The following is a 19,294-nucleotide window of genomic DNA, read 5'->3' as shown; positions in this document are numbered from 1 at the left end:
CTCCAGATTAATAGCGGATTTTGGGATCAATGACGGCATACAGCACGTCAACGATCGCGTTAAACAAAATAGTCAGGCTGCCGACCAAAATGGTCAGACTCAGTACCAGCGAGTAATCACGATTCAGCGCACCATTGACAAAAAGCTGGCCAATCCCCGGCAGACCATAGATGGTTTCAATCACCATCGAACCGGTAATAATGCCGACAAACGCGGGCCCCATGTAAGATAGCACCGGCAACAGCGCGGGTTTCAACGCATGGTGGAAGATAATCCGGCGCATTGGCAAGCCTTTGGCCCGGGCAGTGCGGATAAAGTTAGAATGCAGCACCTCAATCATCGAACCCCGCGTAATACGGGCAATGCTGGCAATGTAGGCCAGCGACAGCGCCACCATCGGCAGAATCATGAACTTCAACGCCCCGCCGTTCCAGCCGCCCCCTGGCAACCATTGCAACTGAATGGCGAAAACCAGTACCAGCAGCGGCGCCACCACGAAGCTGGGGATCACGACGCCGGTCATGGCAAACCCCATCACCGTGTAATCCCATTTGGTATTCTGATTCAGCGCAGCGATTACCCCGGCACTGACGCCCAACACCACCGCCAGCAGAAAGGCAGCAAAACCCAGCTTGGCCGAAACCGGGAAAGCTGAGGCCACCAGATCATTCACCGAGTAATCTTTATATTTAAAGGAGGGACCGAAATCGCCCTTCGACAGTTGCAGCAGATAATGCCCGTACTGCTTCCAGATCGGATCGTTCAGATGGTATTTGGCTTCGATATTGGCCATCACTTCGGGCGGTAACGCTCGCTCACCGGTGAATGGGCTGCCGGGCGCGAGGCGCATCATAAAGAAAGAAATGGTGATAAGAATAAATAACGTCGGGATCGCTTCTAACAAGCGACGAAAGATAAATTTAAGCATGGCCCTGACCCTGTGCTACAGCCTGATAACGGCTTATCGTCTGAAAATGGGCCAGTGACTTATGCCACCAGCCCTTACCGTATCAATGCTTGATGATGTACAGGTTTTTGTCGTACACGTTATCAAGCGGATCGGTTTCGGTGTAACCCCCAACATAAGGTTTCACCAACCGGGCATTGACGTAGTAAAACACCGGGACGATGACAGAATCTTTATCCAGTTGAGCTTCGGCTTTCTCGTACAGCGCGGCACGTTCTTCTTTGGTTTTGACCGTCAGCACATCGGCAACCAGTTTGTCGAATTCTGCGCTCTTATAGTGCGATTTATTACTGCTGCTGTTGGACAGCATCATATTCAGGAAAGAGCTGGGTTCATTATAGTCAGCACACCAACCGCCACGTGCCACCTCTTGGTTACCCTGCTGGCGCGTATCCAGGTAGGTTTTCCACTCCTGATTCACCAGTTTTACCTCTACACCCAGGTTTTTCTTCCAGATGGAAGCGGCGGCAATCGCCAGTTTCTTATGCAGATCAGAAGTGTTGTACAACAGTGAGAAAGTCAACGGCTTATCCGGGCCATAACCCGCTTCAGCCAGTAGCTTTTTGGCTGCTTCGTTACGTTTTTCCTGCGTCCAGCCAAACCATTCTGGAGTATTCAGTTTTACACCGTCGATGTAAGGCGGCGTGAAGCTATAAGCAGGCAGATCGCCCTGGTTTTTTACTTTATTGACGATGATATCGCGATCCAGCCCCAGCTTCAGCGCCTCACGCACGCGGGCATCGGTAAAGGGGGCTTTCTGGTTGTTGATCTCGTAATAATAGGTGCACACGTAAGGTGCGACACGTACTTCGTTCGGGATCTCTTTTTTCAACTTCTGGAACAGTTCAATCGGCAAATAATTGTAGGTCATGTCGATTTCACCGGTGCGATAACGGTTCACATCGGTGACTTCTGAGGAAATCGGTAAGAAAGTCACTTTATTGATTATCGTCTTCGCGTTATCCCAATATTCCGGATTACGTTCCAGCACGATACGTTCGTTCACTACCCAATCTTTCAGTTTATAAGCCCCGTTGCTGACGTAATTTTGCGGCAGAGTCCATTTCTCGCCAAACTTCTCCACCGTCTCTTTATTCACCGGCTTCATGGCATAGTGTGGGGTCATATCGACCAAGTACGGCACCGCTTCGGTGAGCGTGACCTGGAAAGTGTGATCGTCAATCGCCTTCACGCCCAGGGTGGATTTATCCTTCTTACCGGCAATAATGTCCTCAGCATTTTCTACATGCGCATATTGCAAATAGCTGGCATAGGGGGATGCGGTTTTCGGATCGACAATTCGCTGCCAGCTATAGACAAAATCCTGGGCCGTTACTGGCTGACCATTCGACCATTTGGCGTCTTTGCGCAGGTGGAACGTCCATACTTTAAAATCTTTATTGTCCCAGCTTTCCGCCACGCCTGGCACAATCGCCCCCTTGGTGTCGGTGTTGGTCAGCCCTTCAATCAGATCACGAGTCACGTTGTTTTCCGGCACACCTTCGATCTTATGCGGATCAAGGGACTGCACTTCTGCGCCGTTGTTTTTAACGATTTCCTGTTTGTCTGCCAGTTGCACCCCCGCTGGCACCTCAGCAGCCATTGCGCTTCCGGTTGCTGTAATGCCCAGTGCAGCAATAATGCCAGCAGCCAGGAGTGATTTTTTTGTAATATGGATCATCTCTAAAACTCCAGTTTTTATTATCGCAGAGCCACCCTAGGATCTACGTTGCCCGTTAACCGGGGATTTTAGCTGACCACTGCGGCGCGAGCGCAATGCAGCCTTTCTCTGTATTACTTACCGCTAACAGCATCAGACATACTCGTCATTACTAAAAATTATTCACATCAATGGTAGTCAAAGAGTTATTTTCCGGTAAAACCACCTATCGAAGGTTTGATCCGGCGCACATTGCGCTCGGTAATAAACAACAATAAATGCTGAATTATTAGCCAATCACATTATTGTTTGCTCCCCCACACCAACCAGCCCCATTTAGCCATATTAGAATTTAAATAAATTAATAGCCGTAAGGCTCATTCTTACCAGGCATCAGGCTGCTTGTGCGTGAGTATTTTAATGACATGATTTTATTTATGAAATTTATCTCGCCCACCAAAGCCTAACTTATCTTGGCAGTACAATCTTTCTCCAAAAAATTTTTCGTTAGCAATAAACTTGTTCAAAGAATAAACATCTGTTCATACGCGGTTTATCACTAATAACATCTGGATGAAGTGGAAACAAGCCTCACGGAGTAATGTGGCTAAATTAACAACAAATACACCAGCAACAAGCTGAAACGGCTTTATTTAACTTGTTGATTAGTAATCAAAATGATGATGCTTGTTTTTTATCAGGCAATAATACCCAACTTACATCACATAACGAAAAGAATAGAAACTCAGCAAGTCAGATGATTTTATTAAAATATAAGAATATATAATTTAATCTATTAAAAAATAATTCAGACTGTAAATTAAGCGGTGTTCGATGGCTTACGAGATGCGGCCAAACACTCACTGAATATCCTCCCAAAGCCGGTTAAGATGAAAGGCCCACATGTGGGCCTTTCAACTTTAAATGTGTCGGCACCTGTTTGTGGCTACAACAGACCAGGAAATAGCGTCTTAATTCCGGTGACAATAAACTCGATCCCCAATGCCATCAGCAACAGCCCCATAATACGCGTAATGACGTTGATACCGGTTTGCCCTAACAAACGTACCAACAATGGCGCTGCACGGAACAGCAACCAACAGCAAAAAGCAAATACAGCGACGGCTAAACTAAAACCCAGCAGGTTTTGCCAACTGTGGTAACGCGAACTCCACACAATGGTAGAGCTGATTGCCCCCGGCCCCGCCATCAATGGCAAAGCCAGTGGAACTACCCCAATGCTTTCACGGATTGCACTTTCTGATTTTTCCTGTTTGTTCTGTTTGTCTTCACCCAACTTACCGCTGATCATCGACATCGCAATGGTTACCACCAAGATCCCACCCGCGATACGGAATGAGTCGATGGAAATACCGAACACTCGCAGTATTGCCTCACCCAAAAATAGCGAAGTCCACAAAATAATCGCCACCGACAAATTCGCCGTCAGATTGGTTTTATTGCGTACAGCCTCCGCCTGATAGCTGGTCATGCTAATAAATACCGGCAAAATACCCACCGGGTTTACCAATGCAAACAAGCCGACAAAGAACTTGATGTAGACGGAAAAATCCAATAAAGATTGGCCCACGAAAAACTCCGCATGAAATAGCTGTAAAAAGGATACTGTTTATATAATCGTCGTACTTGGATGAGTGAGCAACCTACTTGCTGAGCAAAACCCCTCACATTCAAATCTGTTCCCAGCCGATGTTCGGCCATCAGAATACGCTTGCCACCTGCAACGCCGAGTCCCTTGGGTAGACGCGCGCTAATGTAATAGAATTTCATCTGGTAATCCATCGATCGCAAACAGCATTTTTCCCTAGCACGATATAATGTTACAAAATAATTCTTCTTTGTTAACGGCGATGTATAGCTATTGATGCCTCAAATACAAAAATGCCTACAATTCGCCCTTTTATGAGAATCAATATCAACAACCGCCTGCTGAAAGGTGTCAGCTTTTGGTTTTTATGATTTAAATCACAAAATAGCCACTCAAGAATCGTTAAGCTTTCCACCATAGTCAGAAGGTAGAACAGGTTCGGAATAGAAGGCAGCATTACAAACCTGCCAACGGCCAGCCTTGTACTTGATGAAGCTCTTTAAGTAAATCAGCACCATGAGCCGAAAAAGCGGGAAACTCGCTGCCGCTTAACAGACACTCGTTCCCCACCTGTTATACTGGTTGCTCGGACGGCTGATTTACTGAAAGAGTTTAACATTATCAGGAGAGCATTATGGCTGTAACGAATGTTGCTGAATTGAACGAGCTTGTCGCACGTGTCAAAAAGGCCCAGCGCGAATATGCCAACTTCTCACAAGAGCAAGTTGATAAGATTTTCCGTGCCGCAGCCCTCGCCGCTGCCGATGCCCGTATTCCTCTGGCTAAAATGGCCGTCGAAGAATCCGGTATGGGTATCGTTGAAGATAAGGTGATTAAAAACCACTTCGCTTCCGAATATATCTACAACGCTTATAAAGATGAAAAAACTTGCGGCATCCTCTCTGAAGATGACACCTTTGGTACTATCACCATTGCTGAACCTATCGGCCTGATCTGCGGTATCGTTCCTACCACCAACCCGACGTCTACCGCGATTTTCAAAGCGCTTATCAGCCTGAAAACCCGTAACGGTATTATTTTCTCCCCACATCCGCGAGCGAAAAACGCCACCAACAAAGCGGCAGATATCGTGTTGCAGGCGGCTATCGCAGCAGGTGCACCAAAAGACATCGTGGGCTGGATCGATCAACCTACGGTTGACCTGTCTAACCAACTGATGCATCACCCAGACATTAATCTGATTCTGGCTACCGGCGGCCCAGGCATGGTGAAAGCCGCCTATAGTTCCGGCAAACCCGCTATTGGTGTAGGTGCCGGTAATACCCCGGTTGTCGTGGATGAATCCGCTGATATCAAACGCGCCGTCGCTTCTATTCTGATGTCCAAAACCTTCGACAGCGGTGTCATCTGTGCTTCTGAACAGTCGGTTATCGTAGTTGACTCTATCTATGACGCCGTTCGTGAGCGTTTCGCTTCCCACGGTGGCTACCTGTTACAGGGGAAAGAACTGAAAGCGGTTCAGGATATCATCCTGAAAAATGGCGGCCTGAATGCTGCTATCGTTGGCCAATCCGCGCCGAAGATTGCTGAAATGGCAGGCCTTAAAGTGCCTGGCAATACCAAGATCCTGATCGGTGAAGTAAAGTTGGTTGATGAGTCTGAGCCATTTGCCCACGAAAAACTCTCGCCTACCTTGGCAATGTATCGGGCAAAAGATTTTGAAGACGCCGTCAGCAAAGCCGAAAAACTGGTCGCCATGGGCGGTATCGGCCACACCTCTTGCCTGTACACCGATCAAGATAACCAGACTGCACGCGTTGAGTATTTCGGCGATAAGATGAAAACCGCGCGTATCCTGATTAACACCCCGGCTTCGCAAGGTGGGATCGGTGATTTATACAACTTCAAACTCGCACCATCGCTGACCTTGGGCTGCGGTTCATGGGGGGGTAACTCCATCTCTGAAAACGTCGGGCCAAAACACTTGATCAACAAGAAAACTGTTGCGAAGCGGGCTGAAAATATGTTGTGGCACAAACTTCCTAAATCAATCTACTTCCGCCGTGGTTCATTGCCAATCGCATTGGAAGAAGTTGCTACCGATGGGGCAAAACGCGCCTTTATCGTTACCGACCGTTACCTGTTCAATAACGGCTATGCCGATCAGATCACCAAAGTTCTGAAATCGCACGGTATTGAAACTGAAGTGTTCTTTGAAGTAGAAGCTGATCCAACGCTGAGCATCGTGCGTAAAGGTGCTGAGCAGATGAACTCCTTCAAACCAGACGTGATCATCGCACTGGGCGGTGGTTCACCCATGGATGCAGCGAAAATCATGTGGGTGCTGTATGAACACCCGGAAACCCATTTCGAAGACCTGGCGCTGCGCTTTATGGATATCCGTAAACGTATCTACAAGTTCCCGAAAATGGGCGTGAAAGCGAAGATGATCGCCGTTACGACCACTTCGGGTACCGGCTCAGAAGTAACACCGTTTGCGGTAGTGACTGACGATGCAACTGGCCAGAAATATCCACTGGCGGACTATGCTCTGACCCCAGACATGGCGATTGTCGATGCCAACCTGGTGATGAACATGCCAAAATCCCTCTGCGCTTTCGGTGGCTTGGACGCGGTAACTCACGCTCTGGAAGCTTATGTTTCTGTACTGGCGAACGAATATTCAGATGGTCAGGCGCTGCAAGCCCTGAAATTACTGAAAGAATATCTGCCAATCAGCTATAAAGAAGGCGCAAAAAACCCGGTAGCCCGTGAACGTGTACACAATGCTGCCACTATCGCCGGTATCGCGTTTGCTAACGCCTTCTTGGGTGTGTGTCACTCTATGGCCCACAAATTGGGTTCCGAGTTCCATATCCCGCATGGTTTGGCTAACGCCATGCTGATCTCGAACGTGATCCGTTATAACGCCAACGATAACCCGACCAAGCAGACTGCCTTCAGCCAGTACGATCGTCCGCAGGCTCGTCGTCGTTACGCAGAGATTGCCGATCACCTTGGACTAAGCGCCGCAGGTGATCGTACCGCCCAGAAAATCGAGAAGCTGCTGAAGTGGCTGGACGAGCTCAAAACCGAGCTGGGTATTCCAACCTCTATCCGTGAAGCTGGTGTACAAGAAGCGGACTTCCTGGCGAAAGTCGACAAACTGTCTGAAGATGCGTTTGATGACCAATGTACGGGGGCTAACCCGCGCTATCCGCTGATTGCTGAGCTTAAGCAAATCATGCTGGATACCTTCTATGGCCGCGAATTCAGCGAAGCGACAGAAGAAGTGGCAGTAGCGGCCCCTGTTGCGGCCAAAGCAGAAAAAAAGGCCAAGAAATAATCGCCCTTTGAACGGATAAAATACCTATCTTCTGCACCATGCCAGTCAGCTAAACCCTGACTGGCATTTTTCTTTATCGCTTCAGAATAGTTATCGTTTTTCTTACCCCCTGAAAAACGCGTTCTATTTGCCTCCCTACCGTTTTATTGGCATCTAATAGCCCTTATGCCACCCTGGAGCAGCCTAGGGCTTCTACGGCTAAAGCTGGGCCGTGGGAAGCTTTATCGCTTCCTTGTAATGTTTACGGCATACGGATACATAGCTTTCATTACCACCAATGACCACCTGTTCGCCGGAATGCATCGCCTTTCCCCCTTCTCCCAAACGAAGCACCATATTCGCTTTGCGCCCACAATGGCAGATGGTTTTCAGTTCAATCAGTTTGTCTGCCCAAGCCAGTAAATAGTGGCTACCAACAAACAACTCACCAAGAAAGTCTGTGCGCAATCCATAACACAACACCGGGATATCTAATTGGTCAACAACATCACTAAGTTCTTCAACCTGCCCTTTAGTCAAGAATTGACTTTCGTCTACTAATACACAATGCACAGGCTGCTGTTGATGTTCCCGATTAATCATTGCATACAATGGGGTTTCATTATTATAAAGCTCCGCTGGTGAGGATAATCCTATTCGGGAACTCACTTGACCCACCCCAAAACGATGGTCGATTTCTGCCGTAAACACCAACGTTCGCATACCACGTTCTTGATAGTTATATGAAGATTGTAATAGCGCAGTAGATTTTCCAGCATTCATTGCAGAATAATAAAAATAAAGTTGAGCCACGGCCCGCACTCCCAATGGTATAAGAAATATTCAGTTAAAAATCTTGGCCGCCAGTGTAGCATATCCTCCTGCCAGACTGAGCCTGCCAGCTAATCATTAACGAATATGTAATAGATTAGGTGTCAAACGCAGCATTTTGCTACAAATCTTGCCCATTTTTACCTCTATTTTCCGGAAACCTTATCTTGAACCACAACCATTTAATTATTACTAATGATTAACCAGATTCATTAATGGTTACTCAACTATCATCAACAATCCGATGAAACTCGGTTGGCTCACAGAGAACTTCGCTATTAAAAGGTTTAGCGCCAATTGCACGAGGCTTAATTTTAATACCCACACGATGCGGATTCTGGTGTTCTCTTTCCTCATATACTTTTACACTAGTTTCACTCTGGTAGTGATTAGACCCACAAATTCATCTTCATATTGTTATAAAACAGAATTATAACTGACCAACAAAATGCTTTTTTGCCTGACAAGCCTGCAACCTTTGTTGAAAATTTAGCTCAGAAGCGCATAGAATAATAGTTAGATTTATTGGTACTATTAGCTGGATAGTTCTCAGTAATGAGGTTTTTTAAAGATAAATTTAGTGCCATTTCAATTTGGCTATTGCAGAAAAGAAAGGAGCACTCTATTATTATCAAAACGTCTTCCCCCACCAATATAATTTGAGACTAGAACAATGAGCGAAGCATTAAAGATTTTGAACAACATCCGTACTCTACGTGCCCAAGCTAGAGAATGCAGCTTGGAAACACTGGAAGAGATGCTTGAGAAACTCGAAGTTGTTGTTAACGAGCGTCGTGAAGAAGATAGCCAAGCTCAGGCAGAAATTGAAGAGCGTACGCGTAAGCTACAGCAATACCGTGAAATGCTGATTGCTGATGGTATTGATCCAAACGAATTGCTGCAAACTATGGCGGCAACCAAAGCTGCAGGTAAAGCAAAACGTGCGGCACGCCCTGCTAAATACCAATATAAAGATGAAAACGGTGAAATGAAAACCTGGACCGGCCAAGGCCGCACTCCAGCAGTGATTAAAAAAGCTATCGAAGATCAAGGTAAATCTTTAGATGATTTCCTGCTGTAATAGTGATTCTTAGTTAGCTAGTAAAAAGCTCCCAATGGGAGCTTTTTACTTTATATACCAATTTTAACTTCTACTCTAAACCACCAGGCATGAGTATAATTCTGAAAAAAAGGGACCAAAGCCCCTTTATTTACTCTGTATATCATTCAGTTACTGAATTCTGTAAAATGTTTTATACCATTCAACAAATCGCTTAACGCCTTCTTTAACGCTGACGCCGGGTCTAAACCCAATAGTCTGGTAAAGTTCTTCAGTATCTGCACTAGTATCCATAACGTCACCAGGTTGCATCGGTAACATATTTTTATGGGCTATGAGACCTAATGCCGCTTCCAGAGCATGAATATATTCCATTAGCTTCACAGGGCTACTGTTGCCGATATTATAAACATGATACGGCGCAGAGCTGGTTGCTGGCGAGCCCTGTTCTACCGTCCAATCGGGATTAGGTTGAGGGACAATGGCCTGTAAACGCATGATCGCCTCAGTAATATCATCAATGTAAGTAAAATCACGATGCATTTCACCGTGGTTATATACTTCGATGCTTTCACCCGCCAATATCGCTTTAGTAAATTTAAACAATGCCATATCCGGGCGCCCCCAAGGGCCATATACGGTAAAAAAACGTAAACCGGTAGTAGGAAGGTTATATAAATGCGAATAACTGTGTGACATCAATTCATTGGCTTTTTTAGTGGCTGCATACAGTGATATTGGATGATCCACCGAGTCTTCCGTTGAGAATGGCAACTTGCGGTTAAGGCCATATACCGAACTGGATGAGGCATACAACAAATGCTCTACCTTATTATGTCGGCATCCTTCAAGGATGTTCAAATGACCAATCAGATTTGAATCAGCGTAAGCCAAAGGGTTGTCTAACGAATAACGAACTCCTGCCTGAGCACCAAGATGAATAACACGTTCAAACTGGTGCTCAACAAAAAGCCTGGCTATACCACCGCTATCAGCCAAATCCAGCTTGATAAATTGAAATGCCGATTTCTCAATCAACAAATCAAGCCGAGCCTGTTTCAGGCTGATATCATAATAATCATTCAGGTTATCGATACCGATAACCTGATGCCCAGCGGCTAACAAACGCTCTACTACGTGGTACCCAATAAACCCAGCAGCGCCTGTAACCAGGAATTTCATGTTCACCTCTTAAATAACCGGTTTAATTGATGCACCGCGCCCAATACCATAATAAGTAAAACCACGCGCCTGCATACGTTCTGGATCGAACAAATTACGCCCATCGAAAATCACAGGCTGTTTCAAGACCTTTTTCATAACGTCAAAATCAGGCGCCCGGAAATTCTGCCATTCGGTGCAGATTACCAAAGCATCAGCATCCTGTAATGCTGCTTCTTTGGTTCCCATCAGTTTCAAATCGGTGCGCTGGCCATAAATACGTTGTGCTTCGTTCATTGCTTCAGGGTCATAAGCCTGAACAACAGCACCCAGTTCCCACAAGGTTTCCATCAACACCCGGCTGGATGCCTCGCGCATATCATCGGTATTAGGTTTAAATGCCAGCCCCCACAACGCAAAGGTTTTCCCTTTCACATCATGGCCAAAATGCTGTTTGATAAACTCTGTCAGTTTATATTTCTGCTGAGCGTTCACCTGTTCAACCGCCTGTAATAGCTTCGGTTGATAGCCAATATGCTCTGCCGTACGAATCAGTGCTTGAACATCTTTCGGGAAACAGGAACCTCCGTAGCCACAACCTGGATAAATGAAGTGATAACCAATACGGGAATCAGAACCGATACCCTGGCGCACTTTCTCAATATCAGCCCCCAGCATTTCTGCCAGATTAGAAATTTCGTTCATGAAGCTGATTTTGGTCGCCAACATACAGTTGGCAGCATACTTGGTCAGCTCGGCACTACGGATATCCATCAGGATCATACGATCATGATTGCGGTTGAATGGCTCATACAGCTCACGCAAAGGCTCAATAACCTCTTTGTTATCTGTACCAATAACGATACGTTCAGGGCGCATGCAGTCAGCCACCGCAGCACCTTCTTTAAGGAATTCCGGGTTGGAAACGACATCAAACGGAATGGCGCTGCCACGCTTTTGCAACGTCTCCGCCATCACTTCACGCACTTTATCTGCGGTGCCTACTGGTACAGTAGATTTATCAATCACGACTTTCCGGTCAGTCATGTATTCAGCAATAGTCCGCGCTACTGCGGTGACATATTTCAGATCGGCAGAGCCGTCTTCATCTGGCGGTGTTCCCACCGCGATAAATTGAATCGTACCGTGAGCCACCCCCGCCTGCGCATCAGTGGTAAAATGCAAACGCCCTGCTGCATAATTTTGTTGTACCAGAGGGGTTAAACCAGGCTCAAAGATAGGAATATTCCCTTTTTTGAGATTCTCAACTTTCTTTTCGTCCACATCAATACACATGACATCGTGGCCAACCTCAGCCAGTACCGCAGCCTGAACCAAGCCAACATAGCCAATACCGAAAACTGTTACTTTCATTGGAAAATCCTAGTTTCTCAAATTAAAAAATCATGAAATTATTTCTATGCATCTTCCACTGCCACCGCAGCACCAGAGGAATTAATGGCCAAAAACTCACTCAGCCATTGGCATTTCATACATTTTCAGCATTGTTCCCAATTCAAAACTGAGATCAAAACGATTTTCAATAAAATACATAGAGAGAGAATGAGTAGTCAGAGTAATTTTATGGGTTCCTACGGTAATACCTTGATCCACTGCGTACTGAATCAGTAGGTTAACAACCATTAACCAAAAGTAACATTTTTTAGGAATATTTTTCGCATAAACAATATCTGAATACGTAAACCCGCGGCTGTGATAATCCCTTTTTTGGACGCTACGATTTAAAACAGCCACGACTTCCTCTCTACACGCAAGCTCAAATGATGAACTTAATCTGCCTTATACAAGAAGCCTTCAAGTATACCAGCTTAACCCTGATGAACATTACCTCAAGTACAAATAGGCAGAATTTAAGACTATTACCTAGCCGATAAATATTGACATCAAAAATAGGTGATTGAGAGAGTCGAATGTAACCAGGCTGGTAACTTATTGACGTTTTATTCAATATTCAACATCAAACGTAATCTACCACCACTCCCCCACATCTGGCACTGCCAGGCTTCACACTGCTGATTGATCTGATTCATATAAGCCGCATCCAGCGTTCCCAACGGTATACCTGTGGTTAGCTGGATTGGCTTATCATCCGCACTCACTTCGGCATGCAGACCTGCTGAGATAAGAATCAGGTTTTTATATTCGGCGTGATAATAACCCATCAATAACGGGAATTGTCCTTCAAGCTTTGCTTGGCGCAATAATTGATTAACTTGTTTTAACAATGCTGACATTTGAGGCAAACGGTACTGTTGATTCGCTAAATGCTCCTGTAACAATCCATTAAATAATGCACGCAGCAGCAAAGCGGCTAATACACCATTATCACCAGCGCGGGTAACATCCAGACAATAAAAAGCCAAATCCTTATCTGATAAAGCGGCGATATCCAGCACCAAGCCAGAACTTTCAGCCGGGGTTAGCTGGCGATAATTGATGCGACAATGGGCAATTGTTTGTTGCACCGGCGGTTGTAATTGTTTAAGTAATCTAACTGCTTCGGAAGGGTTCTGACTTAAAGCATCCCAATCCTTAAACAGCTCGATCTCCTCAATAGCCTGCGAAGTAAACATGTTCGGATAAAGACAGGCCAATACCACTTCGCGCAAGCGATTCAGGTCAGTCAGCGGTTTTAACAGCACATCCTGCACCCCCAGCCGCAGCACCTTGGCAATATCCGCCATTTTATCGGTAGCCGAAATCACCAGCACAGGAATTTGTCTTCCTTGCAGACGCAGATGCTCAACAAATTCAATACCGTTCATTTCTGGCATCGCCAGATCACACAGGATTAAATCAGGGTTAACGTCTTCAACCGCCTTCAGCGCCAGCAAACCATTGATAGCCTCAGTAGTCTGTGCGCCTAACGATTTCAGATAATTAACAAGCACTGAACGAAAAACCTGTTCATCCTCAACAATTAAGATGCGCTTGTCTGTCAGTGGTAATGCCATCGGCCGGGCCTCTTCCCTTTTCATGATGTAATAGTGGCTCATAATGGCCACTTGTGCCTGCCGAAAATTCCCTAAACAGCATCATTCTCCCCTAAAAATGGATAATCATTTATTTTTTATCAATGGGGCTAAAATATCTATTTGTTTTTCAACTGCCAACCTACCCGCCTCAATCGCCTCACTGGCACGATGGAAATCCAGCGTGGATATTTGCGGGCAGTAGGGTTGTATCAGAACATCCGGCGGATCACTGGCCATACGATTCCGCTTCACCCGATTCTCCAGCATCTGAATCGATGTGCTCATGATCTCCATGGCGGTTGGTGTAAAATTCGGTTTTTTCAGTATCACCTTATTGATGCGTTCCCGCAGACGCCCACGCCAGTTGCCTGCCACAGCATTATTCACATCTTCATGAGTATTGTGTACTGAAAATAAATCCTGTTGCATTAAATGCGCATCATGTTGCAAATCCACCGCAATAACGATATCAGCCCCCATGGCGCGAGTCAGTGAAATAGGGACCGGGTTCACCAACGCGCCATCAACCAGCCAATACCCATCAAACCATACTGGCGCCAACAACCCCGGCATACTACAAGAAGCCCGAATAGCCTGATGAATATCCCCTTTGGTCAGCCATAATTCACGGCCAGTGCTGAGGTTAGTAGTGACTGCGCCAAACTTGAGCGAGCAGTCAGCGAAGTCATCAATTTTCAACAGTTGCCCAACAGCATTAAACACGCGCTCACCGCGCAACAAACCACCGCGCTGCCAGGACAGATCCATCAACCGGATCACATCCCAGTAGCTGAATGAACGTACCCAATGTTCCATCGCAGGCAAGCGATGGCTGGCAAACGCTGCCCCAACTAACGCACCAACCGAACATCCCGCAACAATATCAACCTCAATCCCCCGTTTTTGCAACGCATTAACCACCCCAATGTGCGCCCACCCCTTTGCTGCTCCTGCCCCTAATGCCAGTCCGATTTTGATTTTCCGCATTCTTTGCTTTCCTGTACTCGGCGAATCAATTCACCCCTGTTTATAGGGTACATTGTCACTGACGAATAATGTTAGGTAACATACACGCTAAATTTATTCTAGCTGTGGCTACCGATCGTGCGAGCCAATCACTTTGAGGCGTTACTTTGACTGAATTATGCCCCTGCGGCAGCGGATTGGAATATAGCGTTTGTTGCGAACCGTTAATACATAGCGATCGTCACGCAACAACACCGGGTGAACTGATGCGTTCACGATACGCAGCCTATGTAAAACAGCATGCTGATTATTTAATCGCCACTTGGCATCCAGATTGCCAAGCCGAACACTCACGTGACAGCATTATCCAAAGTTTTCAGAATACCGAATGGCTCGGCCTGACCGTGATTGAAGAAAAAACCGGCAACAACGTTGATGAAGGCTATGTTGAATTTATTGCTCGCTTCACCGATGGCAGCCAGGAGCCCCATGCAATACATGAACGTTCGCGCTTTCTTCACCTTGGGCAACGCTGGTACTATATCGACGGAATCAGACCCAAACCGGGCCGAAATGCCACTTGCCCCTGCGGTTCAGGCAAAAAACACAAAAAGTGCTGCGGGCGATGAGCCTGCGAGTTAAAAGCCTATTGGGATAGGCTCTAGTATCAGACAGGATCTACATACCCATGCCACACCAAAACATACAAAGAAAAATTCTACGCACGATCTGCCCGGACGCAAAAGGGCTGATCGCCAAGATCACTAACATCTGTTACAAGCATGAGCTGAATATCGTTCAGAACAATGAATTTGTGGATCACCTGACCGGTCGCTTTTTTATGCGCACCGAGTTAGAGGGGATTTTCAATGATGCCACACTGTTGGCCGATCTGGACGGTGCATTACCTCAAGGCTCAGTACGTGAGCTGCACAGCGCCGGCCGCCGCCGTATCGTAGTTTTAGTCACCAAAGAAGCACATTGCTTGGGTGATTTGCTGATGAAAAGCGCTTACGGTGGGCTGGATGTTGAAATCGCCGCCGTTATTGGCAACCACGCCACGTTACAGACCCTGGTAGAGCGTTTTGACATTCCTTTCTGCCTGGTGAGCCACGAAGGCCTGACACGCGAACAGCACGATCAAAAAATGATTGAGCAGATCGATCAGTATCAACCGGATTATGTGGTGTTGGCCAAGTACATGCGTGTTCTGACACCCGCATTCGTGCAGCATTATCCCAATCAGGTAATTAATATTCACCATTCGTTCCTGCCTGCATTTATCGGGGCGCGTCCTTACCATCAGGCCTATGAACGAGGTGTGAAAATTATCGGTGCGACTGCGCACTACGTGAATGATAGCCTGGATGAAGGCCCAATCATCATGCAGGATGTCATCCATGTCGATCACACCTATTCAGCAGAAGATATGATGCGAGCCGGGCGCGATGTGGAAAAAAACGTTCTCAGCCGCGCTCTGTATCGGGTGCTGGCGCAGCGGGTATTCGTGTATGGCAACCGCACGGTGATTCTATAACTGTTCAAGAAAGCGGTGTCTTTCGTTTATGGAAACACCGCCAAGAATAAAAAAACGGCAAACGATTCATTTTCTGCATTTCAATGCTTTACACGAGCGCTTCATTTGATATGATGCGCCCGCTTGCTAAGACAGACGTTTTTTAAGCAAGGCCAGTGGTGGGGTTCCCGAGCGGCCAAAGGGAGCAGACTGTAAATCTGCCGTCACAGACTTCGAAGGTTCGAATCCTTCCCCCACCACCATCTTTCTTCTGCCATTCAAATGACAGAAACCTCTGAAAGCAGATTGTGCTTCGAGAGGAAGGATAAGAAGATTCGAGTTGAGCGCAACGCACTTCAGTGCGGTCATTTTTCCCACGACGTGCTCAAAGAATTCAGCATTCTTTTGTAATAAGAATAACCAATCTCTTGGTGGGGTTCCCGAGCGGCCAAAGGGAGCAGACTGTAAATCTGCCGTCATCGACTTCGAAGGTTCGAATCCTTCCCCCACCACCATCCTGATATAAACACTCTGCTACCAACAACCACTGCGTATCTTCATATTTCTCTGCACAGGGGGAAGGATGAGAAGCTTCGACAAGGTTCGAGTCGAGCGCAGCGAGACAACGCGCTTTAGCGCGGCCCGCAGGGCGAGGAGCAGCGAGACGAGTTATCCTTCCCCCACCACCAGCCTGATATAAACACTCCGCTACCAACAATTGCGTATCTTCATACTTTCTCTGCACAGGGGAAGGATGAGAAGCTTCGACAAGGTTCGAGCCGAGCGCAGCGAGACAACGCGCTTTAGCGCGGCCCGCAGGGCGAGGAGCAACGCGACGAGTTATCCTTCCCCCACCACCATCCTGATATAAACACTCTGCTACCAACAAACACTGCGTATCTTCATATTTCTCTGCACGGGGGAAGGATGAAAAGCTTCGACAAGGTTCGAGCCGAGCGCAGCGAGACAACGCGCTTTAGCGCGGTCATCCTTCCCACTCAATACCGAGGTCATTCCAAGCAGTTTATTTTGGCAACTTACCCAAGCTATCTCGTTCATCACCCCAATCCTCTACTTGAACTCCTGCCCGCAATTCGCTATACCACTGGCTTCTTTTATGCAGTAAGGAATTGTGCATGCGTAATAATATCTGCGTTTTTTGTGGTGCCAGCGAAGGGGTTAACCCAACCTATGCTGAACATGCGCGCAATCTGGGGCTTGTGATTGCCACTCAAGGGCGGCGTTTAGTTTATGGCGGAGGTAAAAAAGGCTTAATGGGTATCGTCGCTGATGCCGTTCTCCAAGCCGGTGGAGAGGTCGTTGGAGTGATACCTGAACGGCTGGTAGAAGCAGAAACCGCGCACCGTGGCTTAACTAAACTGGAAGTTGTTCCTGATATGCATACCCGCAAAGCACGTATGGCCGAACTGGCCGACGGGTTTATCGCGTTACCCGGTGGTATTGGCACTTTAGAGGAACTGTTCGAAATCTGGACCTGGGGTCAGATTGGTTATCACAATAAGCCCGTTGGGTTGCTGAACGTGAATAGTTTTTACCAGCCATTGAACAACTTCCTGCAACAGGTCGCCGATCAGGGTTTCATGCGTCAAGATTACCTCGACACCCTGCACATCAGTGATTCACCGCAAACGCTGCTACAGCAATTCGATGCCTACCAAGCTGAACATTATGATCGTTGGGCAAAATAGCCCTTCTCTGCCAGCGGTTTCCTGCCGCTGGTTCGCGTTACATTTCAGGCCAAAATCTGCTACTATCTGAACACATTTTCCTGGTAAAACGGCAGCGCTCATGAAGTTTGTCTCTTTTAATATCAATGGACTGCGTGCACGTCCGCATCAACTGGCCGCCATTATTGAGCAACATCAACCCGACGTGATCGGCCTGCAAGAAACTAAAGTTCACGATGACATGTTTCCGCTGGAAGAAGTGAGCCAACATGGTTATCACGTATTCTATCATGGTCAGAAAGGCCACTACGGTGTCGCTCTGCTGACCAAAGCTGAACCTCTCGCTGTTCGCCGTGGTTTCCCTAGTGACGAAGACGATGCCCAACGCCGTATCATTATGGCCGATCTCGCTACCCCACAAGGTACAATGACGGTGATTAATGGTTACTTCCCGCAGGGTGAAAGCCGTGATCACCCGGTTAAATTCCCGGCAAAAACCCGTTTCTATCAGGATTTGCAAGATTACTTGGAACAACAGCTTGCCGCCGAATCCCCCGTTTTGATCATGGGCGATATGAACATCAGCCCAAGCGATTTTGACATCGGCATTGGTGAAGAAAGCCGCAAACGGTGGCTGCGTACCGGCAAATGTTCTTTTCTGCCAGAAGAACGTGAATGGATGGAGCGTCTGTTGAATTGGGGATTGGTAGATACCTACCGCCATGCCAATCCAGGGCGCAACGACGAGTTTTCATGGTTTGATTACCGTTCACGCGGCTTTGATGAAAACCGTGGCCTGCGCATTGACCTGTTACTGGCCAGCACCCCATTGGCGGCACGTTGCAAAGCTACCGGAATTGACTATCAGATCCGTGGTATGGAAAAACCCTCCGATCATGCGCCAGTTTGGGCTGAGTTTTCTCTGTAAACTCCCCGCCCCGGTTTATGCCGGGGTCGTTGCTATGTAGCCCATATGAAAATCATTGACGTTGTCGCCGCCATTATTGCCAGGGATGGCAAAATTTTACTCGCTCAGCGCGATAACAGCAGCGATCAGGCTGGCTTATGGGAGTTCCCCGGAGGCAAAGTTGAACCTAATGAAAGCCAACCACAGGCCCTTGCTCGTGAGCTACAGGAGGAGTTGGGCATTGTTGCCTGCGTGGAAAATTACGTTACCAGCACTCAGTGGCAGCAAAACGACAGGATTATCCGCTTGCATGCTTGGCGTATCGCGGCATTCAGCGGTGAATTGCAAAGGCATTGTCATTCAGCTTTTGCCTGGGTAACACCAGCACAGGCACGTGATTATCCTTTGGCCCCAGCTGATATTCCGCTGTTGGAAAGCTATATTACTCAATTACTGCTTCAAACGAACCCAAATTAGTGGTTGGCTCCCACCACGTTAGGATTGCGAACACATCCCCTTCAAGGCTTACCGCGGCACCTTCAGAGTAATTTTGATTCTGACCGATACCGCAGCGGCCGCCAGAAGGGGAAGATGCAGCCACGTTTCCCCCTTTGCAGAGGGAAACGGCACCACAATACCCACATTGC

The 19,294-nt window shown here is 47.2% G+C and carries 16 protein-coding genes, 2 tRNA genes and 2 other RNA genes; 11 read left to right on the top strand and 9 right to left on the bottom strand.

Annotated features, from left to right (window positions below):
• Positions 1–7: 7 nt before the first annotated feature.
• From oppB to Z042_RS15250, 3 genes are all read right to left on the bottom strand, one after another.
• On the bottom strand, positions 8–928 hold the full coding sequence (oppB, locus tag Z042_RS15260) for an oligopeptide ABC transporter permease OppB (protein WP_024910819.1): 921 nt from the start codon (positions 926–928) through the stop codon (positions 8–10).
• A gap of 82 nt (positions 929–1,010) precedes the next feature.
• Positions 1,011–2,648: an oligopeptide ABC transporter substrate-binding protein OppA gene (oppA, locus tag Z042_RS15255; protein WP_024910820.1), complete on the bottom strand. Its 1,638-nt coding sequence runs from the start codon at positions 2,646–2,648 to the stop codon at positions 1,011–1,013.
• Between the two features lie 925 nt (positions 2,649–3,573).
• Positions 3,574–4,218 carry a YchE family NAAT transporter gene (locus Z042_RS15250; RefSeq protein WP_024910821.1) on the bottom strand — a complete coding sequence of 215 codons (645 nt, stop codon included), beginning with the start codon at positions 4,216–4,218 and terminating at the stop codon, positions 3,574–3,576.
• A gap of 652 nt (positions 4,219–4,870) precedes the next feature.
• On the opposite strand from Z042_RS15250, the gene adhE reads away from it, so the two are divergent.
• Positions 4,871–7,543, top strand: a complete 2,673-nt coding sequence (adhE, locus tag Z042_RS15245; protein WP_024910822.1) for a bifunctional acetaldehyde-CoA/alcohol dehydrogenase — start codon at positions 4,871–4,873, stop codon at positions 7,541–7,543.
• Between the two features lie 198 nt (positions 7,544–7,741).
• Here the strand turns inward: adhE and Z042_RS15240 are convergent, their stop codons facing one another.
• Positions 7,742–8,335, bottom strand: coding sequence for a thymidine kinase (locus Z042_RS15240; RefSeq protein WP_024910823.1), 594 nt, complete (start codon positions 8,333–8,335; stop codon positions 7,742–7,744).
• A 691-nt stretch (positions 8,336–9,026) separates the two neighbouring features.
• On the opposite strand from Z042_RS15240, the gene hns reads away from it, so the two are divergent.
• Complete coding sequence (hns, locus tag Z042_RS15235) at positions 9,027–9,434, top strand: histone-like nucleoid-structuring protein H-NS (protein WP_024910824.1); 408 nt, start codon at positions 9,027–9,029, stop codon at positions 9,432–9,434.
• Between the two features lie 150 nt (positions 9,435–9,584).
• Here the strand turns inward: hns and Z042_RS15230 are convergent, their stop codons facing one another.
• The 5 genes from Z042_RS15230 to rssA all read right to left on the bottom strand — a co-directional run bounded on the left by Z042_RS15230 (position 9,585) and on the right by rssA (position 14,557).
• Positions 9,585–10,595, bottom strand: a complete 1,011-nt coding sequence (locus tag Z042_RS15230) for an NAD-dependent epimerase (RefSeq protein WP_024910825.1) — start codon at positions 10,593–10,595, stop codon at positions 9,585–9,587.
• 9 nt (positions 10,596–10,604) lie between these two features.
• Positions 10,605–11,948, bottom strand: a complete 1,344-nt coding sequence (locus Z042_RS15225) for a UDP-glucose dehydrogenase family protein (protein WP_024910826.1) — start codon at positions 11,946–11,948, stop codon at positions 10,605–10,607.
• Between the two features lie 96 nt (positions 11,949–12,044).
• On the bottom strand, positions 12,045–12,329 hold the full coding sequence (locus Z042_RS15220; protein WP_024910827.1) for a glycosyltransferase family protein: 285 nt from the start codon (positions 12,327–12,329) through the stop codon (positions 12,045–12,047).
• Between the two features lie 206 nt (positions 12,330–12,535).
• Entirely contained in the window at positions 12,536–13,549 is a 1,014-nt protein-coding gene (rssB, locus tag Z042_RS15215) for a two-component system response regulator RssB (RefSeq protein WP_024910828.1), read from the bottom strand.
• A gap of 105 nt (positions 13,550–13,654) precedes the next feature.
• A complete protein-coding gene (gene rssA, locus Z042_RS15210) occupies positions 13,655–14,557 on the bottom strand; it encodes a patatin-like phospholipase RssA (protein WP_024910829.1) in 903 nt (300 codons plus the stop codon).
• A gap of 146 nt (positions 14,558–14,703) precedes the next feature.
• On the opposite strand from rssA, the gene Z042_RS25185 reads away from it, so the two are divergent.
• The 9 genes from Z042_RS25185 (at position 14,704) to Z042_RS15180 (ending at position 19,124) form a co-directional block, all read left to right on the top strand.
• Positions 14,704–15,165, top strand: coding sequence for a YchJ family protein (locus tag Z042_RS25185; protein WP_037405804.1), 462 nt, complete (start codon positions 14,704–14,706; stop codon positions 15,163–15,165).
• A gap of 59 nt (positions 15,166–15,224) precedes the next feature.
• Positions 15,225–16,073, top strand: a complete 849-nt coding sequence (gene purU / locus Z042_RS15205) for a formyltetrahydrofolate deformylase (RefSeq protein WP_024910831.1) — start codon at positions 15,225–15,227, stop codon at positions 16,071–16,073.
• Between the two features lie 157 nt (positions 16,074–16,230).
• A tRNA-Tyr gene (locus Z042_RS15200) sits at positions 16,231–16,315 on the top strand.
• A gap of 167 nt (positions 16,316–16,482) precedes the next feature.
• Positions 16,483–16,567, top strand: a tRNA-Tyr gene (locus tag Z042_RS15195).
• 47 nt (positions 16,568–16,614) lie between these two features.
• A non-coding RNA gene (locus Z042_RS25180) (RtT sRNA) lies at positions 16,615–16,741 on the top strand.
• 44 nt (positions 16,742–16,785) lie between these two features.
• A non-coding RNA gene (locus tag Z042_RS25175) (RtT sRNA) lies at positions 16,786–16,912 on the top strand.
• Positions 16,913–17,188: 276 nt separating this feature from the next.
• Entirely contained in the window at positions 17,189–17,761 is a 573-nt protein-coding gene (locus Z042_RS15190; RefSeq protein ID WP_024910832.1) for an LOG family protein, read from the top strand.
• A 100-nt stretch (positions 17,762–17,861) separates the two neighbouring features.
• Complete coding sequence (xthA, locus tag Z042_RS15185) at positions 17,862–18,668, top strand: exodeoxyribonuclease III (RefSeq protein WP_024910833.1); 807 nt, start codon at positions 17,862–17,864, stop codon at positions 18,666–18,668.
• 45 nt (positions 18,669–18,713) lie between these two features.
• On the top strand, positions 18,714–19,124 hold the full coding sequence (locus Z042_RS15180) for a pyrimidine (deoxy)nucleoside triphosphate diphosphatase (RefSeq protein ID WP_024910834.1): 411 nt from the start codon (positions 18,714–18,716) through the stop codon (positions 19,122–19,124).
• Positions 19,125–19,294 lie beyond the last annotated feature (170 nt).

Source organism: Chania multitudinisentens RB-25 (genome assembly GCF_000520015.2).
GTDB classification, from domain to species: Bacteria; Pseudomonadota; Gammaproteobacteria; order Enterobacterales; family Enterobacteriaceae; genus Chania; species Chania multitudinisentens.
Note: the sequence above shows the minus strand (reverse complement) of the source record. Positions and strands in the feature narration are given on the sequence as shown.